A 24,665-nucleotide genomic window follows, 5' to 3' on the forward strand; every position below is an offset into this window, starting at 1 on the left:
GGGAGTCGACGCGGAGCGTCGGCGACCGACGACAACGCGGCGAGCGTGCGTGCCAGGCCCCACCGGCCAGGAGGGACTTTGACGACACGACCTAGACCGGGCCGAGCCACCGCCGGGAACCACCTCCTGACACCCGACAGCCGCCGGTCGCCCCGAGTCCTGGTCGGGAATCGGGGCGACCGGCGGTTGTCCGGGCCGGCCGGGCGGACCGGCCGGTCAGATCCGGCCGGCCGGACGGCGTCGGCGCATCACGTGCACACCGGCGCCCAGGGCCGCGACCCCGACGAGGCTCGCGCCGATGGCGGTCTCGGCGGCGGACGGGCCGAAGGCGCCGCCGATGCCGCCCTGGGCTCCGTTGCCGGGCAGGATCTGGAAGCGGTGCGTGGCCACCAGGGAGCTGTCGTTGCACTTGACCGACAGGGTGTGGGTGCCGGGCGACGCGTGGTTGAAGATCCGGACGGTCGCGAAGCCGATCGATCCGGCGGACAGGTTGGCGGGGGGAAAGTTGCCGTGCGACGTGACCGTGCCACCGTGGCCGCAGCCCGACGCGCTGACCTGCATCGTGGATCCCTGGTGCACGGAGTACGGGTTGACCGAGATGTTGTGGGGCCCGTTGCCACCGCCCTGCGGGGGATTCGCGGAGGCGAACGGAACACTGAGACCGATCGCGGCGCAGGCCGCCGCGGTCACGGTAAGAGCGCGGAAGACACGCATGGTGGAACCTCCAGCGGGAAGCGCCCCGGAGCGTCGGCCCCGGATGATCGACGAGAACGCATCCCACAACAAACCCTCCGGGCGATCCGCAAGCTCCGCATGTGTGGCTTTGGGCCGCCCGGTTGAGCGACACGCCGACGGGCGAGCGGCTCGGCTGACGGATCCGCAGGTCACGGACCGTCAGCCGTTTATCTGACGATTACCTGTATGGGCGCATCCCTTACGGCCCCTTTGCACCTCCACGCCGCCCCCGCCACCCGTTCGCCCTTCCCCCCTCGCCGTCCTGCCGACTCACCCTTAACGTGCGTGAAGTAGGGCGTACGGGGGCGGGAACAGGATCGCGGGTCGGGACCCCCGCGTCGGGAAGGGAGAACGATGGGCGAGGACGAGACCGGGCAGTCACGCAAACGCTCACCGTGGGGCGTACTCGCCCTCGTCATGCTCACCGGCCTCGCCATGGTGCGCAACGGTGTGGCGGTCGACGACGGGCCGCCCCAGCCCACCGCGGCCTCGGCCGTCGCGGTGACGGCCGATCAGTTCAATCCGCCGGTGCCGCCGCCGGACATGGAGGTGCTGGACCACTCGTCGGTGCAGCGCATCCGGATCCCGTCGATCCGCGTGGACGCGCCGGCCATGACGGTCGGCTTGGACGCGCAGGGCTATGTCGACGCCCCGCCGCCGCAGGACCCGAACCTGGCCGGCTGGTACCTCAACGGCATCTCTCCGGGCCAGCGCGGATCCGCGGTGATCGTGGGCCACGTGGACAACGCGCAGGGCCCGGCGGTCTTCTTCGGCCTCGGGTCGGTCAAGCCGGGCAGCCACGTCGAGGTGGAGCGCTACGACGGGCGCACGGCGGTGTTCGAGGTGTACGGCGTGGAGGTGTTCTCCAAGCAGTCCTTCCCCGGAGCCCGGGTGTACGGGGACACCGGACACCCGGAGCTCCGGGTGATCACGTGCGGCGGCGGCTACTCGAAGGGCAGGGGGTACGACGGCAACGTCGTCGTCTTCGCCCGGATGATCGCCGCCCGCTGAACGGACACCGGGCCGGGGAGCACCGACAGGACGTGGCGCTTCCCGGCCCCGCTCGCCCCGCCCCGGCCCGCCCCGCTCAGCGCGGCGGAAGCGGCGGCAGCGTCATCCGGTAGCCCCGCGCGAGCAGGTGGGGCAGGTACGCACCCAGCGCGTGGACGCTCTGCGACCGGTCGCCGCCCGCGTCGTGGCTGAGCACGATCACCCCCGACCCGGCACCCTCCAGCACCCGGGAGACGATCGTGGCGGTCCCGGGCTCCTTCCAGTCGAGGGTGTCCACGGTCCAGGCGAGCGGTTCCATCCCCAGCTCGGCCCCGATCTCGAAGGCGGCCCGGTTCCACGCCCCGTACGGCGCGCGGAACCACAGCGGCGCCTCCCCCACCGTCCGCTGTACGACGTCGCTCGTGCGGCCGATCTCGGAGGCGAGGGCGGGCCTGCTGAGCGCGGGGATGAGCGGGTGCGTCCAGGTGTGGTTGCCGATGACGTGCCCCTCCGAAGCCATCCGGCGCAGCAGGTCGCGGTGGTCGGTGGCCATCTCGCCGCAGACGAAGAACATCGCCCGCACTCCGTACCGGGCGAGGGTGTCGAGGATGGCGGGGGTGTAGCGGGGGTCGGGGCCGTCGTCGAAGGTGAGCACCATGGCGCCGCCCGTGCTCGCGTCGGCGGGGAGTTCCAGGAAGGGCCGGGTCCGTACGGCGGGTTTCGCGGTGGGCGGCCGGGCGGGGGCTTCGGCGGTCATCGGCCGTAGCCGGTAGGACTTTTCGGGTGGCCCCGCGGGGCGCAGCCCGGGCGCACCGGCGGCCCCCGCCGGGGGTCCGCCTGCCGGGCCGGGTCCGGTGCCGGCTCCTGCCGGGGGCTCGGCCTCGCCCACGGTGAGCAGTCCGGAGGCGGCGGCGATTCCGAGGAAGACGGCGGTACGCAGGAGCACGCGTCGCCCCACTGTCGGCTCGTCATTTTTCATTATTACTACGTATCAACGACATCCCGGAAGTTGTCGAGAGGCGCGGACGCGCCCACTCCCCCTCACCCGCTCGGACCAGCCTCCCATGCCCTCAGCCGCGTCGTACCAGGGGGAACGGCAACGTCTCACGGATCGTCAGACCCGTGAGGAACATGACCAGCCGGTCGACGCCGATGCCCAGGCCGCCGGTCGGCGGCATGGCGTACTCCAGGGCGTCCAGGAAGTCGTCGTCGAGTTCCATCGCCTCCGGGTCGCCGCCCGCCGCCAGCAGCGACTGGGCGGTCAGGCGGCGCCGCTGCTCGACGGGGTCGGTCAGTTCCGAGTAGGCGGTGCCCAGTTCGGTGCCGAAGGCCACCAGGTCCCAGCGCTCGGCGAGGCGCGGGTCCTCGCGGTGCTGCCGGGTGAGCGGGGAGACGTCCGTCGGGAAGTCCTTGTAGAAGGTGGGCAGCTGGGTCTTCTCCTCCACCAGCCGCTCGTACATCTCCAGGACCACGTCCGCGCGGGTGTTCTCGGGGGTGTGCGGCACTTGGGTCCGGTCGCACAGCCTCCTCAGAACGCGCTCCTCGGTGTCGGCGTCCACCTCCTCGCCGATGGCCTCGCTGATCGCCCCGTACATGGTCTTGACCGGCCAGGGCCCGGAGATGTCGTGGAGGACGAGCTTGCCGTCCGGGCCCGCCTTGTGGGCGACGGGCGAGCCGAAGGCCGCGGTGGCGGCGCCCTGGATGAGCTCGCGCGTCAGGTCGAGCATCACGTCGTAGTCGGCGAAGGCCTGATAGGCCTCCAGCATCGTGAACTCGGGGTTGTGCTTGTAGGAGACGCCCTCGTTGCGGAAGGTGCGGCCCATCTCGAAGACCTTCTCCATACCGCCGACGCACAGCCGCTTGAGGTAGAGCTCGGGCGCGATGCGCAGGTACAAATCAAGGTCGTAGGCGTTGATGTGCGTACGGAAGGGCCGGGCGTTGGCGCCGCCGTGGATCTGCTGGAGCATCGGGGTCTCGACCTCCAGGTAGCCGCGGTCCAGCAGCCCCTGGCGCAGGGCCTGCACGGCGCTGGAGCGGGCCCGTACGACGTCCCGCGCGTCCGGGCTGGCGACCAGGTCGAGGTAGCGGCGCCGGACCCGGGCCTCCGGGTCGGCGAGGCCCTTGCGCTTGTCGGGCAGGGGGCGCAGGCATTTGCCGGTGAGCTGCCAGGAGTCGACGAGGACGGACAGTTCGCCGGTCTTGCTGGCGCCGACCTCTCCGGTGGCCGCCACGTGGTCGCCGAAGTCCACCTGGGAGGTGAAGGAGTCGAGTACGGCGGCCCCCGCCTCGTCCCGGGTGAACATCAGCTGGGCGTCGCCGGTCCAGTCGCGGAGCACGGCGAAGACCACGCCGCCGAGGTCGCGTACGACCATCACCCGCCCGGCGAGGGTGACCTGTTCGCCGGTGCGGGTCCCGGCCGCGTGGCCGGGGTGCGCCGCCTTCAGTTCGGCGACGGTGTGGGTACGCTGCCGGATCCCGACGGGGTAGGGGTCGGTGCCGCCCGCCCGGATCCGCTCCAGCTTGGCGTGGCGGACCCGGACCTGCTCGGGCAGCCGCTCGGCCGGCGTACGCACCCCGTCCTCGCCTATGAGGTCCAGGCCCAGGGAGTCGATGGAGGGCAGCCCCGCGGTACTGGCGGGGGCGGTGAGGCCCTTGGGGTGGCCGTTGCCCCACAGGGTGCGCAGGCTCGGCACGGAGACGAAGCCCTCGGCGATGCCTGAGGCGAGGCTGACCCGGGCGAGGGAGCCGGCATCCTGGTAGCAGAGGAACCGCGGATACCACTCGGGCCCGTACTTGACGTTCGAGCGGTACAGCGCTTCCAGCTGCCACCAGCGGGAGAAGAAGAGCAGCAGCCTGCGCCACAGCTTCAGGACGGGGCCGGCGCCGATCCGGCCGCCCTCCTCGAAGGCGGAGCGGAAAACGGCGAAGTTCAGGGAGATCCTGCGCACGCCGAGGCCGGGGGCCGCGGCGCACAGCTCGGCGACCATGAACTCCATGACCCCGTTGGGGGCGGAGCGCTCGCGCCTCATCAGGTCGAGGGAGATGCCGTCCTTGCCCCAGGGGACGAAGGACAGCAGCGCGATCAGCTCGCCCTCGGCGTCGAAGGCCTCGACGAGCAGGCAGTCCCCGTCGGCGGGGTCGCCGAGCCGGTCCAGGGCCATGGAGAAGCCGCGTTCGGTCTCGGTGTCCCGCCACCGGTCGGCCCGGTCGACGATGGTCCGCATCTCGTCCTCGGAGAGGGCGCGGTGGCGGCGGATGAGCGTGGTGGCGCCGGTGCGCCGGACCCGGTTCACGGCCTGCCGGGTGACCCGCATGTCGCGGCCGTCGAGGTCGAAGCGGGCGACGTGCAGGATCGCCTCGTCGCCGAGCTGGAGGGCGCTGAGTCCGGAGCGGGCGTACGCGGTCGCACCGTCCTCGGAGGCGCCCATGACGGCGGGCGGCCATCCGTAGCGGCGGGCGACCGTCAGCCAGGCGTCGATGGCGGGGGTCCAGGCGGCGGGATCGCCCACCGGGTCGCCGCTGGCGAGGCAGACCCCGGCCTCCACCCGGTAGGTCACGGCGGCCTTGCCGTTCGGGGCGAAGACGACGGCCTTGTCGCGCCGGGTGGCGAAGTAGCCGAGGGAGTCACCCCGCCCGTACGCGCCGAGCAGGGCGCGGATGCGGGGCTCCTCGTCACCGTGCAGGGCGGCGGTCAGGCGCTGCGAGCGGAAGAGGGTCATGGCGGCGTTCAGCAGGGCGAGGGCGCCGAAGAGGCCGAGCAGGAAGTAGAGCGGGCGGGGCGGGCGGCCGTCGAACTCCCGGGCGGAGAAGAGACCGCCGAAGACCTGTTTGGCGGCCCAGTCCAGCCATTGCCCGCGGGGCAGGGTGCCGGGGAAGAGCGCGACCAGGCCCCAGCCTACGAGGACGGCCGCGAGCAGCCCGAGGCCGAGCACGAGCATGGCCCGCCAGACGGCGCCGGTCCGCGAGGCGGCGTAGAACTCCCCGCGGGCGGCGGTCAGGATGACGAGGGCCAGGGTCGCGAGGGCCATCGACGGGCCGCCGACCCAGTAGTCCCCGTCGCCGATGAGCAGCACGTCGACGAGGATCAACAGGGCCAGATAGGTGACGACGATCCACCAGGCGATCTTCTTGCGGGTGCCGAGGGCGGCGGCGAGCAGGAAGAGGAAGACGGCGTACGCGAGGTTCGCGCTCACCGGCACCACGAACTGGTCGAGGAAGCGCACGACGTGCCGCAGCAGCCGCCGCAGCGTCGGGGAGAGCGCCAGTAGGGCACAGAGCAGCCCGAGCGCCCCGAAGAACGCTCCGAAGGCGTCCGGTACCCGGTTCAGGAAGCGGCTGCGGGTCCCACGGGTGTCCTCCACGGCGGCACTCATGATTGGCACTGTAGGGAGCGGGCCGCCGGTGCGCGCGTCGAGCCGGACGGCCCCCGGGAGGTGACGGGGCGGCCCGCGATCGTTCTTCCTCGGACTCGGGCGGGCTCACCCGGCCCTGGTGAGGCCGTGCTGGGCGGCGCCACGGCCGAGGACCGCTTCGCTGATGGCCTCCTGGGCTGATGCGTAGTCGTCCCGGTCCGGATCCTTGGCGAGGGCGTCCTGGAGGTTGACGACCCTGCCGATGGACAGGTCGGTCATCTGCGGGATGAACTCGGCCTTCGTCACCTGCCAGCGCTGCCCCGGCGCGGCGGGCGGGGCGAAGGTGAAGCGGCCGATGGAGCCGTAGTTGCCGCGCAGGTCCCGCGCGCCGGAGTAATTGAACATTTCACCGGCGACCTGGTCGCCCATGCCGTAGACGACCCAGGTCCCGTTCAGCTTCTCGTAGGCCTGCGGGACGTGCGCGTGGGTGCCCAGGATCATGTCGATGTCGGGGCGGTCCCCGGTCTGCGAGGCCGTCAGTGCCTTGCTCAGCGTCAGCTGCGTCTCGTCCGGCTCGGTCTGCCACTCCGTGCCCCAGTGGAGGCTGACCAGCACCACGTCCGCGCCCGCCTTCCTGGCGGCCCGCGCGTCCGTGACGATCTTGTCCTGCTTCATCAGGTTGACCGCCCACGGCCGGCCGTCCGGCAGCGGGTAGTCGTTCGTGCCGTAGGTGTAGGCGAGGTGCGCGACCTTGGCGGAGCCCGCCGTGTACATCGTGGTCCTGGCCGCCTCGGCGGCCGTCCGCGCGGAGCCCGCGTGGCCGAGACCGACCTTGTCGAAGCGGTCGAGCGTGCGCCTCAGGCCGTCGGCGCCGTCGTCGAGCGTGTGGTTCGAGGCCGTGGAGCAGCCGTCGTATCCCGCGTCCTTCAGCCCGTCGGCGACCTGCGGCGGGGAGACGAAGGCCGGGTAGCCGCTGAACGGCCCGCCGTCCTCGCCGTAGATCGTCTCCATGTGGCACAGCGCCAGATCGGCCGCCGAGACCACCGGCTTGACACCGGAGAACATCGGCCGGAAGTCGTACCCCTGGCCGTCGGCGTCCACCGACCCCCGCCGGATGATCGACGTGTGCGGCAGTACGTCGCCACTCGCGACCAGGGTGAAGCCCTTCGCGGCCGGGCCGGTGGCGCCGGAGCTGGGGCCGAGCCGGGCCGGTGCGGAGCCACCGCCGGTGGAACAGCCGGCCGCTGCCGCCGCCGACAGCAGGACGGTCGACAGCAGCGCGAATGCGTGCCGCGTGCGCTTGGTCATCTGCCCCAGCTCTCATTCGTAGGACTGTCGGATCACCTGAAATCCATAAGAGAAGACGCCTCAAGTCAAGGAACGGTGCCGCCCGCCGGGGCCCTCTCACCCCCTTGGCCGATGGCCGTTCGCCGCGCCGTTCGACCGTTCATCGCCCGGTGCGGCCGCCCACCGGATGACCCGGGTGCTTGGGCGCAACGGCGGCGCTGGACGGTTCCCGGGCGGCTCCGTGCAGGTCAGGGTGTGTGAATCGGACCCAAGCGGACCCCCGAGCCCCCCAGCGGACCCCGGAAGGAGCCACTCGTGCCGCCCTCCCCCACCCTCCAGCACACGGAACCCGAGGCGCTCGCCGAACTCCAGCGCGACCACGGGCGGGCCCTGTTCGGATTCCTGCTCGGCCTCACGGCGGGCGACGCGCAGCGCGCCGAGGACCTCGTACAGGAGACCCTCGTACGGGTCTGGCAGCACCCGGAGGTGCTGGCGAGCGCCCACGAGTCCATGCGGCCCTGGCTGTTCACGGTCGCGCGGCGCCTGGCGATCGACGCCCGCCGCGCCCGGATGTCACGGCCGCAGGAGGTCGACCCCGGCGGCCTGGAGCAGGCGCCCGCGCCCGACGACGCGGTGGCCGGCTCGGTCACCGCGATCGACGTCCGCAGGGCGGTGGGCAGTCTGGGGCCCGAGCACCGCGAGGTGTTGATGCAGGTCTACTTCCAGGACCGCTCGGTGGCCGAGGCGGCCGCAGAGCTCGGTATTCCGGCCGGAACGGTCAAATCCCGTACGTACTACGCCCTGCGCGCCCTGCGGAAGGGCCTCCACGGCTACGGACTGGGCGCCTGATCCACGCGCCCGGCGCACGGGCCGCACGCATGGGCAGCACGCATGAGCCGCACGCATGAGCCGCACGCCCAGGCCTGACGCGGCGGACGCACGCCGAAGCACTCAAGGATCGTCTTCCATGCGCACGAACCGGACAGGGACCGCATCGATATCGGCATGAGTGCGTTCAAGTTGAGTAAACATCCTCCGCTCCACGAGTCGGCCGGTGAAGGCTCAGGGGTGACGGTGGAAGCTCGACGCGCGGGAGAAGGTGGAACGGTGCAGCCCGAGGGTTCGAACGGCACCAGTGACGGCGGACTGGCAGTGCCCATGGCGTGGCTCTACGCGGAGTACATCGCCGATGAGCTGCTGCGCACGGGCCGGCTGATCCCGGTCAGCACGCTGGAATTCCGTGCCGGGCGCGACACGCTCGCGCTGACGATCTACCTCTCGGACGCGGCGGGCGAGCTCTCCGGGATCCGGGTGGTCTCGCAGCTCGACGAGTGGCTGTCCCTGACCGCGTACGGACACCCCTGGCGCGACTGGGTGCACACCCGCTTCCTCGCGCTGGGCGAGGAGGCCCGCGAGCGTGGTGGCGGTGAGGACCCCGACCTCGAACTGGCCCGGGCGGCGTGGCGCTGGCTGGACGACACCGAACTGTTCGCCACCAATCTCGACCCCGGCCGGCACGGTCACGCCGACACCCCGCCGGGCCTGGACGAGAACGCCCGCGTCTGGACCCCGGCCTGGCAGCTCGGCCTGCCCCTGGGCCACCTGGCGATGCACCTGTTCTGAGGACCCGCCGCCCCAGGAGCACACCGCCCGAGGAACGTGCGCTCCTCTACGCCGGGTGGCGGAGCGGCGGCGGTTCGGCCGGGTCCGTCACCAGCCCGGTGAAGTCGGCCTCGTTGCGCTCGGCCCGGTTCACGTACCAGCGGGCGATCAGCCACATCACCGGGTACACCACCAGGCCGAGCCCGATCCAGACCAGCGGGCCCGACGCGGCCCGGGGCAGCAGGAACGCCAGCGGAAGCAGCACCAGCAGCACGGTGAGCACCGCCAGCGCGCCCACGGCGGCGCGGAGCTGGCTGCGCATCAGAGCTCGTACGTAGGTGGCCCCGAGGGTGGTCTGCTCGGAGATCTCGGAGCGGGCCGGGGTGTGCCCGGGCGGCCTGCGGCGGCTTCCCCGGGGTACTCCGGTGACGATCTCCCGCCGGGGCGGCGGCTGTTGCTCCTCGGCCATGGTGCCGGAGTCTACGCGGGGTCTCCGGCCGCCGTCCCGGCCTCCGTCCCGGCTACTTGAGGAGGCGGGAGAGCCTGCGGTCCGCGAGCGGTTTGCCGCCGGTCTGGCAGGTGGGGCAGTACTGGAGCGAGGAGTCGGCGAAGGACACCGAGCGGACGGTGTCCCCGCACACCGGGCAGGGCTCCCCCTCCCGGCCGTGGACCCGCAGCCCGCTCTTCTTCTCGGCCTTGAGCTGCCCGGCCGCCAGCCCGTGGGCTCGGGCGACGGCGGCGCGCAGGGTGTCCTGGAGTGCCTCGTACAGGTGCGTGGCCTGGTCCTCGTCGAAGGAGGCGGCCAGTTTGAAGGGCGAGACCTTGGCCTCGTGGAGGATCTCGTCGCTGTAGGCGTTGCCGATGCCCGCGATGACGCCCTGGTCGCGCAGGACGCCCTTGATCTGCCTGCGTTCCCCGGCCAGCAGCGCGGCGAAGGCGTCCCGGTCGAAGCCCTCGGCCAGCGGGTCGGGTCCGAGCCGGGCGATGCCCGGCACCTCCTGGGGGTCGCGCACGACGTACACCGCGAGGCGTTTCTGGGTGCCCGCCTCGGTGAGGTCGAAGCCTCCGCCGTCCTCCAGTACGAGGCGCAGCGCGAGCGGTCCCTTGCCGGGGCGCGGCGGTTGCGCGGGGAGGGTGTCCTGCCAGCGCAGCCAGCCGGCCCGCGCCAGGTGGGTGACGAGGTGGAGTTCCCCGATCCGTACGGCGAGGAACTTGCCGTACCGGGCGGTGGACCCCGCCCGCTGTCCTTCGAGGGCGGTCAGTGGCGGCTCGTAGGTCTTGAGCACGCTGACCGCGAGCGGGATGACGCGTGCGACCACCCGCCCGGCGAGGTGCTCGTCGAGGAACTCCCTCAGGGCCTCGACCTCCGGCAGCTCCGGCATCCTTCCAGCCTGCCGCCGCCCCACGGGAAGCGCGAGCCGGCGGCCGTACGGTGCCCGCCCGGCGGCCCAGCCCCACACGGCTCAGGCCGGCACGGCTCAACCCCTCAGCCCATCACGAACTCGCACCACACGCACTTGCCGCTGCCCCGCGACTCCACGCCCCAGACGTCCGCCAGCCGGTCCACCAGCATCAGGCCGCGCCCCGACACGCCGGCCTCTCCCGCCTCGCGGCGCCTGGGGAGTGCGCTGGAGCGGTCCTCCACCTCCACCCGCAGCCGCCGCTCCGGGCTGGTCAGTACGCGCAGGGTCACGATCGCGGGGCCGTCCGTGTGCATCAGGGCGTTCACGATGAGCTCGTCCGCGACGAGCTCGATCTCGTCGGCCTGGCCCCGCGCGCCCCAGGCCCGTACCGCCGCGCCGATCATGTGCCGGGCGGCGACCAGGGCTTCGGGGTCCCCGGGGGCCACGTGCTGCTGGAGCCGTCCGCCGCCCTGCGGAACGTCCTCGCCCTGGCGGCGCAGCAGGAGCAGCGCCATGTCGTCGTCCCCGCCCCGGTCGTCGACCACCTCGCAGAGCCGGTCGGCGAGCTGCTGGAGTTCGGCGGGGCCGCTGCGAATCAGGGAGGTCAGGAGCTGGATGCCGTCGTCCAGGTCCGCGCCGGGCTGCTCCACCAGGCCGTCCGTGCACAGGAGGATCGTTTCCCCCGGGTCCAGTTCCACGGTCGTCACCGGGTAGTCCAGGCGGCCGAACTCCGCCGACAGTCCCAGCGGCATCCCGCCCTCGACGGGCAGCCGCCGGCAGTCCCCGTCCCGGGTGCGCAGGAGGGGGTCGATATGGCCGGCGCGCACCAGCTGGAGGACCCCGGTGGAGAGGTCGGCCTCCACGTAGGTGCAGGTCGCGAAGCGGTCCGTGTCCAGCTCGTGGAGGAAGACGGAGGCCCGTGCCATGACCGTGGCCGGGGAGTGCCCCTCGGCGGCGTAGGCGCGCAGCACGATGCGCAGCTGCCCCATCACCGCCGCCGCGTGGGTGTCGTGGCCCTGCACGTCGCCGATGACGGCGCCGACCCGGCCTCCCGGCAGCGGGATGATGTCGTACCAGTCGCCGCCGATGTCCTGGCCCATCCGGGCGGAGCGGTAGCGGACGGCGATCTGGGCTCCGGGGACGGCCGGGATCCGCCGGGGCAGCATGGCCTGTTGCAGGCCCTCCGCCAGATCGTGCTCCTGCTCCAGCAGCATGGCCCGCTGGAGGCTCTGCGCGATGCTGCTGCCCAGCGCGACCAGGAGGTTGCGCTCCTCCTGCGTGAAGCCGTCCTTGTCCTGGTAGAGGAGTCCGATGGCGCCGATCGGGCGTGCCTGGGCGATCAGCGGCAGATAGGCGGCGGCCGAGATCCGCATGGACGAGATCTTCGACCAGAGCCCGGGATACCCGTCGGCGAACTCCTCGGCGGAGTCCAGGAAGCGCGGCTGGAGCGAGCGGACGACCTCGCTCATCGGGTAGTCCGCGTCGATGCGCGTGTAGCGCGTGCCGGGGACGAAGCTGCCCTGGGGGCCTTCGGCCACCAGATGGATCCGGCCGGCTTCGACCAGGCCCATGACCATGCCCATGGAGCCGAGGCGTTCCAGGCCGTGGGCGTCGCCGAGGGCGTCGATGACGTCCTGTACGGTCCGGGCGTGCGCGAGGGCGGCGGTGGTGCTCTCGACCACGGAGGTCTGCCGACGCCGTTCCTCGTCCAGACCGAGCCGTTCGGCCGAGTGGCTGAGTTCCTCGGTCGCGTCGCGGACGATCCCGATGATGCGGTACGGGCGTCCGTCCGGGCCGCGCAGGACGTGGCCCTGTGTGTGGGTCCAGCGCAGCCGGCCGTCCCGGCGGCGGATGCGGAAGTAGGCGCCGTAGCTGTCGAGCTCGCTCTTGAGGGCGCTGGAGACGAGGGCGTCGAGCCGGGCCGCCTCGGCGGGCGGGACGCGCGCGGCGAGGGAGGCGGGCCGTCCGTCGTACTCGTCGGGGTCCGTGTCGAATACGTCGAGGGCCGCCGTGTCCATGTGCATGAGCCCTGTGGCCAGGTTCCAGTCGAAACTGCCCATCCGGTTCAGCGAGAGCGACAGGTCCGGATGCGCGGGCCAGTCCTTCGGCAGCGATGTGGTGCTCGGCACCGGTCCACCATGACACAGCGGCCGGTCAGGCGCTCTCCAGGTCGGGCCCCTCGTCGAAGGACTGCTCCTGCTGGTCCGGTACGCCGTAGGGGTCGGCGTCCGGGGCGGTGTACGGGTCTGCGTACGGGTCGCCGTCGGGCAGGGCCGGGTCGCCCGGAGCGTCCGGGTCCTGGAGCGGTGCGTCGCCCCCGTCCGGCGGCAGGGCCGGGTCGTCCGGGAGCTGCGCGGACGGGTCCGGGGGGCCGTCCTCGGGCACCGTGGAGGGGACGTCCGAGCCGAGGTCCGAGGGGGCGTCGGAGCGCGGCTCCCGCTGTGGTGACGACGGGGAAGGCGGGCACGGCGCGGCGGCGGGCCCGGGTACGCCCGAGGACGGCCGGGACGGGGGCGCGGGTGGTGTGGTGCGGGCCAGGCTGTGGGAGTCCGCGGTGGCGCAGGGCTCGGACGGTGAGGACTCGGGCTGGATCGCGGGCCCGTTCGGGATGCCTTCGGCCGGATCGTAGGGCGGCAGCGCCTTCGGGATCTGGTCCTGGGCGCCGTCGTCGCCTGCCCTGCGCTCGATCCAGGTGTTGTCGGCGATGTTGACGATGACCAGGTTGTCGATCACCTGGGCCGTCGGCTCGATGACGATGACCTGGTTGGGCTGGTAGCCGTTCCACGGTTCGCCCTTGTGCACCGCACTGCCCTTCGGCGCGCGCGGCGCGACGAGCGGGTTTCCGCAGGCGCAGCGGACCCGGGGCATGCCGTGGTCGTCGACGAGGACGGCCGTCCCGGCCTGGAGCACGGACTGGAAGCTGCCGGGCCGGCCGTCCCGGAAGGCGTGGTTGGTGACCCGGGTGTCGGCGCGCAGGACCACCGGGGTGAGTCCGCGCAGGAATTCGGGGAGCTTGTCCTTTTCGATGCCGGAGGCCTGGGCGAAGGCCTGGGCCTTGGCGTCGTCGGCGGTGAGGGAGTTGACCTGCCGTTCCACGTCGCAGCTGCCGAGGCGGTGGGTTCCGCCGTACAGGCCGGGGGTGGCGGCGCCGACGGTGCGGATGCCCCGGCCGCTCGTGTTGGGGAGCGGGGGCTGCACGGGGGCCGACTCGGCGGTGGCGGAGGAGGCGGTGAAGGGCTCGGGTCCGGCGGCGCCCACCGGCTGGAGGTGGACCTCCCGGCTCTCGGCGGCGGGGCCCATGGTCTCCTCGGGGCCGGAGTTCGCGCATCCGCCGGCGAGCAGGCCGAAGAGGGCGAAGAAGGCCGCGCCGGCAGGTGCGTGACGGCGCGGCGCCTGACGGGGTGTCGGTGCCGGCACGTCATTCACGTCGTTCACGCTGCTCTCCCTTATCGCCCCGGTTGCTCCCCTCTTGTCTGCCGCATGTCCCCCGACACCGCAACCGGAGGGCCGCGCACCGACCCCCGAGCGCCTTGAACATGTTCAACGAAGCCCGTAGGGTCATGACCGTACTTGAACGCGTTCAAAGGAGTGGGTCCGTGACGGTACTCGTGAACCTCATCGTCACGGTGGGCATGTTCTACGTCGTCCCCGTGGGCCTGCGCCTCATCGACCCCGCCGGCCTGCGCACCGCGGCCCGGCTGTGGCCCCTGGCGGCCGCTCCCGGGGCCTTGTGCCTGTGGCTCCCGCGCGGGGTCCCGGCCACCGTGCTCGCCGCACTCTACGCGCTGGCCACCCTTGCCCTGGCGGCCCGGGCCCCGGCCCGGCTGGCGCGCACCCGCTCGCTCGCCCCGGCCGAGGTGGCCGTGCTCACCGCGCTCGTCTCCCCCTCCGTCGCCGGGACCGCCCTGGTCGCCGAGCGGGCGGGGTACCGGCTCTTCGGCTTCGACCTCGACATCCTGGCGCTGACCGTGCCGCACTTCCACTTCGCCGGGTTCACGGCCGCCCTGGTCGCCGGACTGGTGTGCCGGGCGGCGCCCGCGCGGCGCGGGAGGCGCTGGGCCGCGTACAGCGTCCCGGCGGGCACACTGCTCGTACTGCTCGGCTACTTCGTCGACGACTGGGCCGAGCTGGTGGGCGCGGTGGTGCTGACGGCCGGGATGTGGGCGGTGGCGCTCGCGACCTGGCGGGACATCCGCCCCGGCGCCCGTGACCGGACCACCGGGGTGCTGCTGGCGACCTCGGCGGTGGTCCTGGTGGTCACCATGCTGCTCGCCCTGTGGTGGGCGGCCGGCGAGGCCACCGGGATCGCGCACCCCACCTTGACCTGGATGGCGGCGACCCACGGCCTGGGCAACGCGCTCGGCTTCGCCCTCTGCTCGCTGCTGGCCTGGCGGCGGCTGACCGACGGCCGGCGAGCACACACGACCGACCGACCCGACCGAACGGAGACCACGCCATGACCCGCCTCACCAGCACCGGCCGGGACACCGTCACCTACCCCGACCGGGGTGCGACGGCCCGCCGGCCGCTGCCCGCCGGATACAACCACCTCCACCACCGAGCCCGCCTCGGCCAGGGACGGGCCGCGTTCGAGGCCGCCGGAGTCGCGGTCACCACCTTCCACGCGCACCGGACCTCGGGGATGCGGGTGCGCGCCGACGCCGGTGCCGTCCGCCCCGGCGCCCGCGTCGAGGTCGGGATCGGCTTCGGACCGCTGCGGATCACGGCCCCCTGCCAGGTGATCTGGACCGCGTTCGAGCCCTCGCGCATCGGTTTCGCGTACGGGACCCTGCCCGGCCACCCCGAGTGCGGGGAGGAGTCCTTCGTCGTGGACATGGACGGCGACGGCGCGGTGTGGTTCACGGTGACCGCCTTCAGCCGCCCAGGCTGCTGGTACACCCGGCTCGCGGGCCCGGTGGTTCCCTTCCTCCAGCTGTCCTACGCGCGATGGCTCGCCCGCCACGTGCGCGCACTGGCCGCCGCCGCCTGATACTGGAGGCGATGGACTGGTTCATTGCCCCCGGGTACTGGCTGAGCCGGCTGGTCTTCCAGCGGGCTCTGGCCGGCGTCTACCTCGTCGCCTTCGTCGGGGCCGCGCTGCAGTTCCGGGCACTGATCGGCGCCCACGGCATGCTGCCCGTGCCGCGCTACGTGCGGTACGTGCCGTTCCGGCACGCCCCCAGCCTGTTCCAACTGCGTTACTCCGACCGGCTCTTCGCCGGCTGCGCCTGGGCGGGCGCGGCGCTCGCCGCGGCCCTGGCCGCGGGGGTGGGCGACGCGGTGCCACTGCCCGCCGCGATGGGGATGTGGGCCGTGCTGTGGCTGCTCTACCTGTCGATCGTCAACGTGGGGCAGACCTGGTACTCCTTCGGCTGGGAGTCGCTGCTGCTGGAGGCGGGTTTCCTCGCGATCTTCCTCGGCAACGCCCGGACCGGGCCGCCCGTGCTGGTCCTGTGGCTGCTGCGGTGGCTGCTGTTCCGGGTGGAGTTCGGTGCCGGGCTGATCAAGATGCGGGGCGACGCCTGCTGGCGCAAGCTGACCTGCCTCGACTACCACCACGAGACGCAGCCGATGCCGGGGCCGCTGAGCTGGTTCTTCCACCATCTGCCGAAGCCGGCGCACCGGGTGGAGTGCGCGGCCAACCACGTGACCCAGCTGGTCGTCCCGGTCCTCCTCTTCACCCCGCAGCCGGTGGCCTCGTACGCCGCCGTGATCATCGTGGCCACCCAGCTGTGGCTGGTCCTGTCGGGCAACTTCGCCTGGCTGAACTGGCTGACGATCACGCTGGCCCTGTCGGCCGTCGACTTCACGCGCGTGGCCGGAGCGCCACCGGCGGCCGCCTCGCGCGCGGCGCCGCTCTGGTACGTGGTCCTCGTCTGCGCGGTGACGGCCCTGATCCTCTTCCTCAGCCACCGCCCGGTGCTCAACATGATCTCGCGCGGGCAGGTGATGAACCGCTCCTTCGACGCCCTGCACCTGGTCAACACGTACGGGGCCTTCGGCTCGGTCGGCCGGGTCCGGATGGAGGTGGCGGTCGAGGGCACCACCGACCGGGTGCCGCGCTCGGACGGCGACTGGCGGGAGTACGGCTTCAAGGGCAAGCCGGGCGAACTGCGGCGGATGCCGCGCCAGTTCGCCCCGTACCATCTGCGACTGGACTGGCTGATGTGGTTCGCGGCCCTCTCCCCCGGCTATGCGCGGGACTGGTTCGGGCCGTTCACGGAGCGGCTGCTGGCGGGCGACCGGGACACGCTGCGGCTGATCCGCCACAATCCCTTCCCGGACGCCCCGCCGCGCTTCGTGCGGGCCAGGCTGTACCGCTACCGGTTCACCACCTGGCGGGAGTTGCGCGAGACGGGCGCCTGGTGGCACCGCACGCTGGTGCGCGAGTACATGCCCCCGACCCGCCTCGCGGACGCCGCCGACTCAGAGCCCGAGTAGCGCGGCCTCCCGCTCCGGGGACACGCCCGGGGCCGGCCGGTCGGAGCGCTGGGGGGCGACTCCGCCGAGCGTGCGCAGCCAGTCCCAGGTGTCGGCCACGGTCTCCTCGACGGGACGGCATTTCAGGCCCGCCGCAAGGGCCTTGGTGACGTCGCCGCCGAACATGTAGTCGTGCAGTTCGCCCTCCGGCAGCCAGATCGGCAGCTCGGTCCAGGGCTGCACCCCGGCCTCCTCGATGGCGGCCGCGTCGGTCCAGCGCAGCTCGGCCGCGGCGCCGGTGGCGGCGGCGCAGGCGTCGAGGAGCGCGCCCATGGTGGCGTGGCCGACCGGGGAGACCAGGTTGTACGCACCGGCGTGCCCGGCGACGGACGCGTCCAGGGTCCAGCGCGCGAGGTCGCGTACGTCGATGTACTGGAGCGGGAGTTCACTGTGGCCGGGCGCGAGGACCGGACCGCCGCGGGCGACGCGGTTCAGCCACCAGGGCAGGCGGCCGACGTTCTCGTACGGGCCGATGATCAGGCCGGCGCGCACGAGCAGCGCGCGGTCGCCGAAGGCGTCGAGGGCGGCGAGTTCACTGCCCCGCTTGTCCTCCGCGTAGGCGACGGAGTCGGCGTCGGGCGAGCCTTCCACCAGCGGGCCGTCCTCGGCGAGGCCGGCCGGGGCGGGGTAGGCGTACACCGAGCGGCTGGAAATGTACGTGTAGCGACCGGCCCGGCCGGCCAGCAGGCGGGCGCTGTCGCGCACCGCCGTGGGAGCTCCGCCCCAGGTGTCGACGACGAGGTCCCACTCGCCCTCGGCGAGGGCGGCCAGGCCGTCGGGGGCGGTGCGGTCCCCGTGCAGCGCCGAGGTCCCGGGCGGGGGCGCGTGGTGACCCCGGTGGAAGACGGTCACCTCCCAACCCCGGTCCAGGGCATCCTCGGTGATCGCACGGCCAACGAATTCGGTACCACCCAGCATCAGCAGTTTCATGGGTTGAGACTGCACGCTGCGGCGCGGCACGGAAAGCGTTGATCGCCCACAGCGATGACGCTCATGGCGTAGGCCGAACGGGAACCGGGACCGGGGGCGCGGAACGCGCGGCGCGCATGCCGGGCCCCCGCCGCCACGTCGGCGCGGGGGCCGGTGCCGGGTGGCTAGTCGACGCTCGGCAGGATGTGCGGCTCGGCGAGGTCGTCCTCGTAGCCTGCCAGTCGGATGGGGGCGGAGCGCGCCCACACCTCGAGACTCCCGAGTTCGTCGGACTTCGTCTTTTTCGCCCCCCGCCCCGGTCGCTCCATGGTCGGGTCGGGCTTCGTCGTTTCAGTCACCGCGAACTCCCTTGTGTCGCGTAACCCGGCGGGCTCGGCCGCGCGCCGGAAATAGGGAAAGAAAATAGGTTTTCCGGACGCGGTGGCGCCGTGGTGGAGCGGAGCCCGGGTGGGGGCTCCTTCCGGCTCAGGGTACACATATGAGCGGGGTCCCGCTCGATGGAACGGTAAAATCCACGCTGGACCGCATGATTTCACCCCGAGTTCAGTAACTCGCACGACGCCACGACGGCTCGTACGACGGTATGTCCGCCCGTGGCGGTCTGCTCGGCACCGACGACGGCGCGTGAACGCGGACGACGGAGGCCGTGACGGTGGCGAGTTGGCAGGGCCCGGTGCTCGGGCGGCCGGATCCGGGTCGCCGGACTGGTCAACGACCTGGGCCGGCTGCTCCGTTCGGGTGGTGACGCCGGGCAGAAACGCCTCCGCGAGGCCGCGGCCGGGATACGGCCGGGCCTCGCGGAGGCGGACGGAATCTTCGCGGAGAGAGTTCCGCGGGCGGACTGCCTACCAGTTGGCGGGGGCGTAGTCCTTCAGGAAGACGCCGAACAGGTCCTCGCCGGCCTCGCCGCGCACGATCGGGTCGTAGACGCGGGCCGCGCCGTCCACCAGGTCGAGCGGGGCGTGGAAGCCCTCCTCCGCGAGACGGATCTTGTCCGGGTGCGGACGCTCGTCGGTGATCCAGCCGGTGTCGACGGCGGTCATCAGGATCTGGTCCTTCTGGAACATCTCCTGGGCGCTGGTGCGCGTCAGCATGTTCAGCGCGGCCTTCGCCATGTTGGTGTGCGGGTGGCCGGCGCCCTTGTAGCCGCGGCTGAAGACGCCTTCCATCGCGGAGACGTTGACGACGTACCGGCGGCCGGCCTCGGAGGCGGCCATCGCCGGGCGGAGCTTGCTGATCAGGATGAAGGGCGCCGTGGAGTTGCACAGCTGCACTTCGAGGAGCTCGATCGGGTCCACCTCGGACACCGTCTGGATCCAGCTGTTGGTGTCGTGCAGGTCCGGCACCAGACCGCCCGCGTCGATGGCGGTGCCGGCCGCGATCCGCTCCAGGGAGGCGGAGCCGGAGACCAGCGCGAGCTCGGTGATGTCCTGGGCGCTGAGCTTCTCGCCCTTGCCCGTCGGCAGGGCGGCGACCCGGTCGACGGTGCCGCTGCCGAAGGTGCCGATGACCTCGGCGGTGGGCAGTTCACCGGCCGGGAGCGGGGCGCTCTCGGCGGCGACGAGCTCGCTGTAGGCGCCCGGGGAGCGGCGTACGGTCTGCGCGGCGTTGTTGATCAGGATGTCGAGCGGGCCCTCGGCGGCGACCGAGTCGGCGAGCGCGACGACCTGGGCCGGGTCGCGCAGGTCGATGCCGACGATCTTCAACCGGTGCAGCCACTCGGAGCTGTCCGGCATGGCCTTGAAGCGGCGGACCGCGTCGTTCGGGAAGCGGGTGGTGATGGTGGTGTGCGCGCCGTCGCGCAGCAGCCGCAGCGCGATGTACATGCCGATCTTGGCGCGGCCGCCGGTGAGCAGGGCGCGGCGGCCGGTCAGGTCGGTGCGCGCGTCGCGGCGCGCGTGGTTGAAGGCGGCGCAGTCCTGGCAGAGCTGGTGGTAGAAGGCGTCGACCTCGACGTAGCGGGTCTTGCAGATGTAGCAGGAGCGCGGGCGCTGGAGTATTCCGGCGATCGGGCCCTTGGTGGCCGCGGTCAGGGCGTTGCCCTGGGTCTCGTCGTCGATGCGCTCGGCGGAGCCGGTCGCGGTCGCCTCGGTGACGGCCTTGTCGTTGGCGGTCTTGGCGGCGCGGCGCTCCTGGCGGCGGCGCTGCTTGACCGTCCGGTAGAGGCCGGCGGTGGCACGGCGTACGGTGACGGCATCCGGGTGGTCGACGTCGAGCTTGTCCAGCTCGTCGAGCACGTTGAGGCAGAGGGCCAGCCGCTCGGGGTCGATGCCCGGCCCGTATGCGTGGTTGTCTTCGGTCACCGTCATGGCCGCTGCCGTTCCTTGTTCGCTCGTCGTTCGCCCGTCCGCGTCCGCCTGCTGCGGAGGTCCCAAAAGGGCAACTGTACGGAGGCGACACGCCCGGAACCAAACCCGTCCTCACGCTCCTCACGCACCGCGAGCGGGCTGTCACGGTATGGCAGTATTCGCGGCGTTTTGGGGCGCTGGTGTCCAGTCCGGATCCGAGTCCGGATCCGAATCCCGATACGAGTCCCGATACGAGCCGCTTTCCGTGGCCGGAAATCGCCGGTCAACCGTCCTCGTACTCCGGCTGGTGTATGCCGGGAGGACGACTTGCGGCCGATCAAGGAGTCCTCTGGGCGGATGAAGAGCCGGCCCGGGTGCGGCATGGTGGAAATCATGAGCGCCCTAGCCCTCTCCGTTCTGCTCTCCCTGGTGTCCGCCGTCGCCTACGCGGGCGGCGCGATCGTCCAGGAACGGGTCGCGGCGAGCTCGCCGGACCGCGAGTACGCGCCCCTGCGCCGGCCCGCGTGGTGGAGCGCCGTCGGCCTGAACTCCCTGGGCGCGCTGCTGCACGTGGTGGCTCTGGCGTACGGGCCGCTGAGCCTGGTCCAGCCCCTCGGAGCGCTGACCATCGTCTTCGCGCTCCCGATGGCGGCCGTCCTCGTGGGGCGCCGGGCGGGTTCGGCGGCCTGGCGCGGGGCGGTGCTGGCCACGGTCGGCCTGGCCGGGCTGCTGGCGCTGACCGGCGGGGACGCCCGGGCGCGGCAGGCCCTGGCGGCCGCCGAGCGGGGTCTGCTCCTGACGGTGACGGCCGCCGGCGTGGCCGTGCTCTTCGTCGCGGCACACCGGACGCACCGGGCGGTGCTGCGCAGCGTGCTGCTGGCGGCGGCGGCCGGTGCCGCCTTCGGGATGGCCTCGGTGTTCACGAAGTCGGTGGCCGAGAGCTTCGGTGCGGGCGCGCCGGAAAGGATGTGGCCGGACCTGGTGGCCATCGCCGTACTGGCGGCCGGTGGGCTCCTGCTGTCCCAGGCGGCCTACCGGGGCGCGGGGCTGACCGCGCCACTGTCCACGGTGACCGTCGTCAATCCGGTGGTCGCGGCGGCGGTCGGAATCTCGCTCTTCGACGAAGGCTTCCGCTACGGGACCGCCGGCACGCTGGGCGCGCTGGCGAGCGCCGTGCTGGCGGCGGCCGGCCTGCGCCTGGTCACGGCCGTGCCGCCGCACGTCCGGGGGTCAGATGTCGACGCCGTGCCCGCGGAGGTACTTCAGCGGGTCGATGTCGGAGCCGTATCCGGGGCCCGTGCGCATCTCGAAGTGCAGGTGCGGTCCGCTGCTGTTGCCCGTCGAGCCGGAACGGCCGATCCGCTGGCCGCCGGAGACCTGCTGCCCGGCCTTGATGCCGAGCGCGGACAGGTGGGCGTACTGGGAGTAACGGCCGTCGGCGTGCTTGATGACGACCTGGTAGCCGTACGCCCCGGCCCATCCGGCCGACAGGACGGTGCCGGGTCCCACGGACTTGACGCTGGTGCCGGTGGGAACCGGGAAGTCGACGCCCGTGTGGTAGCCGCTCGACCAGGAGGATCCGGCGACCCGGTAGGCGGTGCCGAGGACCCCGTCGACGGGGGCGGAGAAACCTCCCGCTGCCGACTGCTGCTGCGCTGAGGCGGGCTTCTCGGCGGGCTTGGCCTGTTCGGGCCGGGGTTTCGGCTGCGGCTTCTCCGCGGGCTTGGCCTGCTCGGGCTTCGGCTGGGCGGGCTTGGCCTGCTCCGGCTTGGCCTGCTCCGGCTTGGCCTGCTCCGGCCGGGGCGCGGCCGGTTCCACCGGCTTGACCGGCTCCGCGGTGCGCGGCGGCTTCTGCGGATTCTGCGAGGGCGGGGCGGTCGGCGCGGTGGTGATCCGCAGGGTGAGCCGCTGTCCGGGGAAGATCAGGTCGGGGTCGGCTCCCACGGTGGCCCGGTTGGTCTCGTACAGGGCCTGCCAGCCGCCCTCGACGTGCTGCTCGGTGGCGATCGCGGACAGCGAGTCCCCGGGGCCGACGACGTACGGGCTCGGCAGGACGGAGGTCCCGGTCGGGCGGGGCGTGGTGACGGGGGGCGCGGTGGCGGCCTTGGTCGGCTGGATCCGGTCCTTGGGAGCCTGCGTCTGCGGCTGCGCTTGCGGCTGCGGCTGCGTCTTAGGCTGCCCGCCGGCGACCCCTGCCGCCGGGCCGCTGCGGCTCAGCCCGGCCTTCGGGCCGCACGCGGGCCACGCTGTGGGGCCCTGTCCCTTGAGGACCTTCTCGGCGACCGCGATCTGCTGGTCCTTGGTGGCCAGGTCGGCGCGGGCGGCGAAGGCCGTTCCGCCGAAGGCGCGCCAGGTGCTCTGGCTGAATTGCAGGCCGCCGTAGTAGCCGTTGCCCGTGTTGACGTGCCAGTTGCTCGTGGACTCGCAGGCCGCGACCTTGTTCCACGTCTCCACGGAGGCGGCGTGCGCGGTCCCCGCGCCGATCAGCGGGAGGGCGATCCCGGCGCCACCGGCGGTGACGGCGAGCGACGCCCGGTTGATGCTGCTCGGCTGGTACCGGCGGTGCCGGCCCCGTACGCCCATGGGAGCCCCCTTGAAGACATCAGGAACCGCACAACCTAATGTCGGCCCCACATGTCTGACAAGGTGACAACCAGCCGATGCCAAAGGGAAGTTGATACTCGGTTACCTCGGTTACCTCGGTTACCTCAGTTGCCCCAGTTCCTCAGCTCAGCGGACCGGGCTGCGGGATCGGCGCCGGCCCGGGCGGCGGGGGCACCGGGTCGGGCTCGGGGACCGGCCCGGGCACGGGCGGCACCGGGCGCGGCACGGGTTCGGGGTCCGGCACCGGGGGGAACGGCTTGGGGCCTGGTTCCGGCTCGGGTACCGGAGGCTGCGTCTGCTCTGTGTTTCGCACCATGAGCCGCGCCTTCCCCCGATCCCGGCGGCCATGCCCGTCGCCCCTAGAGGCCGGGCCCCCGCAGGGACAGCCCGGCGGCCAGACCCGGCCGGGGGCTGGAGAGTACGGGCAGCCGGGTGCGGACGATCCGTTCGGCGCCGGCCATGGATGCCTGGGCCAGAACGATCACGTCCGCGTCGGTGACCGCGTCCGCCGCCGCGGCCACCGCCGCCAGGTAGCCGGCGGTGTCCCCGGCCTCGAAGCGCGCCCAGGCTCCGGCGACGAGGTGCGTACGTACGGACACCGGCCGCCCGGCTGCCTCCTCGGCCAGCAGTCCGGCCGTCGGGGCGAGCGTCGAGTCGAGGGCGGCCAGGACGACGATCCGGGGGCCCGTACGCACGGCCGCGGCCGCCATCGGCCGGTCCACCCGGAGTACGGGGAAGCCGAGGGCCGGAGCCAGGGATTCCGCGACCGCCCCGATGGTCGAGCACGTGACGAGCGCCGGGCCGCCGGAGCCGTCGAGCAGCCGGAGCAGGTCCGGGGCCACGGAATCGGCTCCCCGGTCCCGGGCCCGGTCCAGCAGTTCCGGAGCCACCAGGTGCCGCAGTACGGCTCCCGCGTGGTCCCTGTCCCGCAGCGCGTCGAAGACCGGAACGTGCACCGGTGAGGTGTGGAGCAGCGTCAGCCCTCTCACCACAGCGCGGTGTCGCACTCCAGCTGGGCCTTGGCCGCCTCGACGACCTCGGCCGGGGCGACGGGCGCCTGATCGGCATGTCCGGCGGCCCAGCTCGCGGCGTAGGGGCACAGCGGAACGACCGGCACCCCCTCGCCGACGGCGATCCCGTAGAAGGCCTTCACCAGGTCCCCGGCGATCCCGCGGCCCTCATGGCCCGGCTCGACCACGGTGTGGACCGCCACCGGGGCGATCGCCATGGTCGCCGACTCCCGTCAGCCGGCCACAGCGTGGGGGCTGCGCTGCTGGTCCGTGCCCGGTACCGGGGCGGACGGGTCCGCGCCCAGCTCGATGATCCGATTGTCGCCGTCGACATGGACGACCCGCGGCTTGAGCGCGCGCGCCTCCGCGTCCTCGACCTGCGCGTAACTGATCAGGATGACCAGATCCCCGGGGTGCACGAGATGAGCGGCGGCGCCGTTGATCCCGATGACACCCGAGCCCCGCTCCCCCTCGATGACGTACGTCTCCAGCCGCGCGCCGTTGGTGATGTCCACGATGTGAACCAGCTCACCGGGCAGCAGATCGGCGGCGTCGAGCAACTCGGCATCGACGGTGACGGAGCCGACGTAGTGCAGGTCGGCCTGGGTCACGGTGGCCCGGTGGATCTTGGACTTGAACATGGTACGAAGCATGAAATAACTCCCGGTATGTCTGCTCCCTGCCTGCTTCCCGCAGGTCAAGGGCGGTCCCGGCAGCCTACAGCGAGTCCCATCTCCAGTCAGCTTTCCCCAGGTCTTTCAGGACTCATGCTGACCGACTGCCGACTTTTCCGACGCACCGTCAGTACGGTGCCGTAGCCCTCCCACGCCCCCTGACTCCCTGCGCGACGACGACAGTCGAAACGCGCTCGGGGCGGAAGACATCGGTCCGTCCATCTCCACGCATGGCCAAGGCCGGCACTGCGATTGCCTCGCGCCGCGTACGGTTCGCGCTCCCGGGCCGTATTCCGGCTGGTACGAGTGG

The 24,665-nt window shown here is 72.6% G+C and carries 20 protein-coding genes and 2 pseudogenes; 7 read left to right on the forward strand and 15 right to left on the reverse strand.

All coding sequences use genetic code 11. The annotated features are described in order from the left end of the window. Nucleotides 1-216: 216 nt before the first annotated feature. Nucleotides 217-714, reverse strand: coding sequence for a hypothetical protein (locus tag ACWDYJ_RS12685; protein ID WP_451565516.1), 498 nt, complete (start codon nucleotides 712-714; stop codon nucleotides 217-219). A 375-nt stretch (nucleotides 715-1,089) separates the two neighbouring features. Here ACWDYJ_RS12685 and ACWDYJ_RS12690 point away from each other — a divergent pair, with 375 nt between their 5' ends. Then, entirely contained in the window at nucleotides 1,090-1,746 is a 657-nt protein-coding gene (locus tag ACWDYJ_RS12690) for a class F sortase (RefSeq protein WP_451565517.1), read from the forward strand. Nucleotides 1,747-1,822: 76 nt separating this feature from the next. Here ACWDYJ_RS12690 and ACWDYJ_RS12695 read toward each other — a convergent pair whose 3' ends face one another. From ACWDYJ_RS12695 to ACWDYJ_RS12705, 3 genes are all read right to left on the reverse strand, one after another. Then, the gene (locus ACWDYJ_RS12695) at nucleotides 1,823-2,704 is read right to left on the reverse strand and encodes a polysaccharide deacetylase family protein (RefSeq protein ID WP_451565518.1); all 882 of its coding nucleotides are present in this window, start codon (nucleotides 2,702-2,704) and stop codon (nucleotides 1,823-1,825) included. A 91-nt stretch (nucleotides 2,705-2,795) separates the two neighbouring features. Continuing rightward, nucleotides 2,796-6,098 carry a bifunctional lysylphosphatidylglycerol synthetase/lysine--tRNA ligase LysX gene (gene lysX, locus ACWDYJ_RS12700; protein WP_451565519.1) on the reverse strand — a complete coding sequence of 1,101 codons (3,303 nt, stop codon included), beginning with the start codon at nucleotides 6,096-6,098 and terminating at the stop codon, nucleotides 2,796-2,798. Nucleotides 6,099-6,203: 105 nt separating this feature from the next. Beyond that, nucleotides 6,204-7,385: a CapA family protein gene (locus ACWDYJ_RS12705; protein ID WP_451565520.1), complete on the reverse strand. Its 1,182-nt coding sequence runs from the start codon at nucleotides 7,383-7,385 to the stop codon at nucleotides 6,204-6,206. Nucleotides 7,386-7,679: 294 nt separating this feature from the next. On the opposite strand from ACWDYJ_RS12705, the gene ACWDYJ_RS12710 reads away from it, so the two are divergent. Continuing rightward, entirely contained in the window at nucleotides 7,680-8,213 is a 534-nt protein-coding gene (locus ACWDYJ_RS12710) for a sigma-70 family RNA polymerase sigma factor (protein WP_451565521.1), read from the forward strand. A gap of 309 nt (nucleotides 8,214-8,522) precedes the next feature. Then, nucleotides 8,523-8,987 (forward strand): hypothetical protein, encoded by a 465-nt coding sequence (locus ACWDYJ_RS12715; protein ID WP_451565577.1) that lies wholly within the window; start codon nucleotides 8,523-8,525, stop codon nucleotides 8,985-8,987. Between the two features lie 46 nt (nucleotides 8,988-9,033). Here the strand turns inward: ACWDYJ_RS12715 and ACWDYJ_RS12720 are convergent, their stop codons facing one another. The 4 genes from ACWDYJ_RS12720 to ACWDYJ_RS12735 form a co-directional block, all read right to left on the reverse strand. Next, entirely contained in the window at nucleotides 9,034-9,435 is a 402-nt protein-coding gene (locus ACWDYJ_RS12720; protein WP_451565522.1) for a hypothetical protein, read from the reverse strand. Between the two features lie 52 nt (nucleotides 9,436-9,487). Further along, entirely contained in the window at nucleotides 9,488-10,348 is an 861-nt protein-coding gene (locus tag ACWDYJ_RS12725) for an Fpg/Nei family DNA glycosylase (RefSeq protein WP_451565523.1), read from the reverse strand. Between the two features lie 104 nt (nucleotides 10,349-10,452). Further along, nucleotides 10,453-12,516, reverse strand: a complete 2,064-nt coding sequence (locus tag ACWDYJ_RS12730) for a SpoIIE family protein phosphatase (protein WP_451565578.1) — start codon at nucleotides 12,514-12,516, stop codon at nucleotides 10,453-10,455. Between the two features lie 7 nt (nucleotides 12,517-12,523). Next, nucleotides 12,524-13,804: a DUF6777 domain-containing protein gene (locus tag ACWDYJ_RS12735; protein WP_451565524.1), complete on the reverse strand. Its 1,281-nt coding sequence runs from the start codon at nucleotides 13,802-13,804 to the stop codon at nucleotides 12,524-12,526. Between the two features lie 161 nt (nucleotides 13,805-13,965). Here ACWDYJ_RS12735 and ACWDYJ_RS12740 point away from each other — a divergent pair, with 161 nt between their 5' ends. From ACWDYJ_RS12740 to ACWDYJ_RS12750, 3 genes are read left to right on the forward strand one after another with little or no spacing between them, the layout of a single operon-like run. After that, the gene (locus ACWDYJ_RS12740) at nucleotides 13,966-14,829 is read left to right on the forward strand and encodes a YndJ family protein (RefSeq protein WP_451565525.1); all 864 of its coding nucleotides are present in this window, start codon (nucleotides 13,966-13,968) and stop codon (nucleotides 14,827-14,829) included. Continuing rightward, nucleotides 14,826-15,359 (forward strand): DUF1990 family protein, encoded by a 534-nt coding sequence (locus tag ACWDYJ_RS12745; RefSeq protein ID WP_451565526.1) that lies wholly within the window; start codon nucleotides 14,826-14,828, stop codon nucleotides 15,357-15,359. The genes ACWDYJ_RS12740 and ACWDYJ_RS12745 overlap by 4 nt, the downstream gene beginning before the upstream one ends. 11 nt (nucleotides 15,360-15,370) lie before the next feature. Next, nucleotides 15,371-16,810, forward strand: coding sequence for a lipase maturation factor family protein (locus ACWDYJ_RS12750; RefSeq protein WP_451565527.1), 1,440 nt, complete (start codon nucleotides 15,371-15,373; stop codon nucleotides 16,808-16,810). Here the strand turns inward: ACWDYJ_RS12750 and ACWDYJ_RS12755 are convergent. The 3 genes from ACWDYJ_RS12755 to ACWDYJ_RS12765 form a co-directional block, all read right to left on the reverse strand. Beyond that, the gene (locus ACWDYJ_RS12755; RefSeq protein WP_451565528.1) at nucleotides 16,796-17,779 is read right to left on the reverse strand and encodes an NAD-dependent epimerase/dehydratase family protein; all 984 of its coding nucleotides are present in this window, start codon (nucleotides 17,777-17,779) and stop codon (nucleotides 16,796-16,798) included. The two genes, ACWDYJ_RS12750 and ACWDYJ_RS12755, sit on opposite strands and share 15 nt — an antisense overlap. Before the next feature lie 164 nt (nucleotides 17,780-17,943). Beyond that, nucleotides 17,944-18,117, reverse strand: a complete 174-nt coding sequence (locus ACWDYJ_RS12760) for a hypothetical protein (RefSeq protein WP_451565580.1) — start codon at nucleotides 18,115-18,117, stop codon at nucleotides 17,944-17,946. Nucleotides 18,118-18,624: 507 nt separating this feature from the next. Beyond that, the gene (locus tag ACWDYJ_RS12765; RefSeq protein ID WP_451565529.1) at nucleotides 18,625-20,088 is read right to left on the reverse strand and encodes an SDR family NAD(P)-dependent oxidoreductase; all 1,464 of its coding nucleotides are present in this window, start codon (nucleotides 20,086-20,088) and stop codon (nucleotides 18,625-18,627) included. 372 nt (nucleotides 20,089-20,460) lie between these two features. On the opposite strand from ACWDYJ_RS12765, the pseudogene ACWDYJ_RS12770 reads away from it, so the two are divergent. Beyond that, nucleotides 20,461-21,195: pseudogene (locus ACWDYJ_RS12770) on the forward strand (DMT family transporter); the annotation flags it as partial. Between the two features lie 102 nt (nucleotides 21,196-21,297). Here ACWDYJ_RS12770 and ACWDYJ_RS12775 read toward each other — a convergent pair. The 4 genes and pseudogenes from ACWDYJ_RS12775 to panD form a co-directional block, all read right to left on the reverse strand. Then, a complete protein-coding gene (locus ACWDYJ_RS12775; protein WP_451565530.1) occupies nucleotides 21,298-22,650 on the reverse strand; it encodes a transglycosylase family protein in 1,353 nt (450 codons plus the stop codon). Between the two features lie 380 nt (nucleotides 22,651-23,030). Then, complete coding sequence (locus tag ACWDYJ_RS12780) at nucleotides 23,031-23,663, reverse strand: arylsulfatase (RefSeq protein WP_451565531.1); 633 nt, start codon at nucleotides 23,661-23,663, stop codon at nucleotides 23,031-23,033. Next, nucleotides 23,657-23,890: pseudogene (locus ACWDYJ_RS12785) on the reverse strand (GNAT family N-acetyltransferase); the annotation flags it as partial. The pseudogene ACWDYJ_RS12785 and the gene ACWDYJ_RS12780, both read right to left, overlap by 7 nt. A 24-nt stretch (nucleotides 23,891-23,914) precedes the next feature. Beyond that, entirely contained in the window at nucleotides 23,915-24,334 is a 420-nt protein-coding gene (gene panD, locus ACWDYJ_RS12790; RefSeq protein WP_451565532.1) for an aspartate 1-decarboxylase, read from the reverse strand. Nucleotides 24,335-24,665: the final 331 nt, after the last annotated feature.

The organism is Streptomyces sp. NPDC003042 (assembly GCF_053591315.1).

Coding starts and splice junctions, on each gene's coding strand:
- ACWDYJ_RS12685 (WP_451565516.1), bottom strand. CDS start 714: ATGCGTGTCTTCCGCGCTCTTACCGTGACCGCGGCGGCCTGCGCCGCG.
- ACWDYJ_RS12690 (WP_451565517.1), top strand. CDS start 1,090: ATGGGCGAGGACGAGACCGGGCAGTCACGCAAACGCTCACCGTGGGGC.
- ACWDYJ_RS12695 (WP_451565518.1), bottom strand. CDS start 2,704: ATGAAAAATGACGAGCCGACAGTGGGGCGACGCGTGCTCCTGCGTACC.
- lysX (WP_451565519.1), bottom strand. CDS start 6,098: ATGAGTGCCGCCGTGGAGGACACCCGTGGGACCCGCAGCCGCTTCCTG.
- ACWDYJ_RS12705 (WP_451565520.1), bottom strand. CDS start 7,385: ATGACCAAGCGCACGCGGCACGCATTCGCGCTGCTGTCGACCGTCCTG.
- ACWDYJ_RS12715 (WP_451565577.1), top strand. CDS start 8,523: ATGGCGTGGCTCTACGCGGAGTACATCGCCGATGAGCTGCTGCGCACG.
- ACWDYJ_RS12720 (WP_451565522.1), bottom strand. CDS start 9,435: ATGGCCGAGGAGCAACAGCCGCCGCCCCGGCGGGAGATCGTCACCGGA.
- ACWDYJ_RS12725 (WP_451565523.1), bottom strand. CDS start 10,348: ATGCCGGAGCTGCCGGAGGTCGAGGCCCTGAGGGAGTTCCTCGACGAG.
- ACWDYJ_RS12745 (WP_451565526.1), top strand. CDS start 14,826: ATGACCCGCCTCACCAGCACCGGCCGGGACACCGTCACCTACCCCGAC.
- ACWDYJ_RS12750 (WP_451565527.1), top strand. CDS start 15,371: ATGGACTGGTTCATTGCCCCCGGGTACTGGCTGAGCCGGCTGGTCTTC.
- ACWDYJ_RS12755 (WP_451565528.1), bottom strand. CDS start 17,779: ATGAAACTGCTGATGCTGGGTGGTACCGAATTCGTTGGCCGTGCGATC.
- ACWDYJ_RS12765 (WP_451565529.1), bottom strand. CDS start 20,088: ATGACGGTGACCGAAGACAACCACGCATACGGGCCGGGCATCGACCCC.
- ACWDYJ_RS12775 (WP_451565530.1), bottom strand. CDS start 22,650: ATGGGCGTACGGGGCCGGCACCGCCGGTACCAGCCGAGCAGCATCAAC.
- panD (WP_451565532.1), bottom strand. CDS start 24,334: ATGCTTCGTACCATGTTCAAGTCCAAGATCCACCGGGCCACCGTGACC.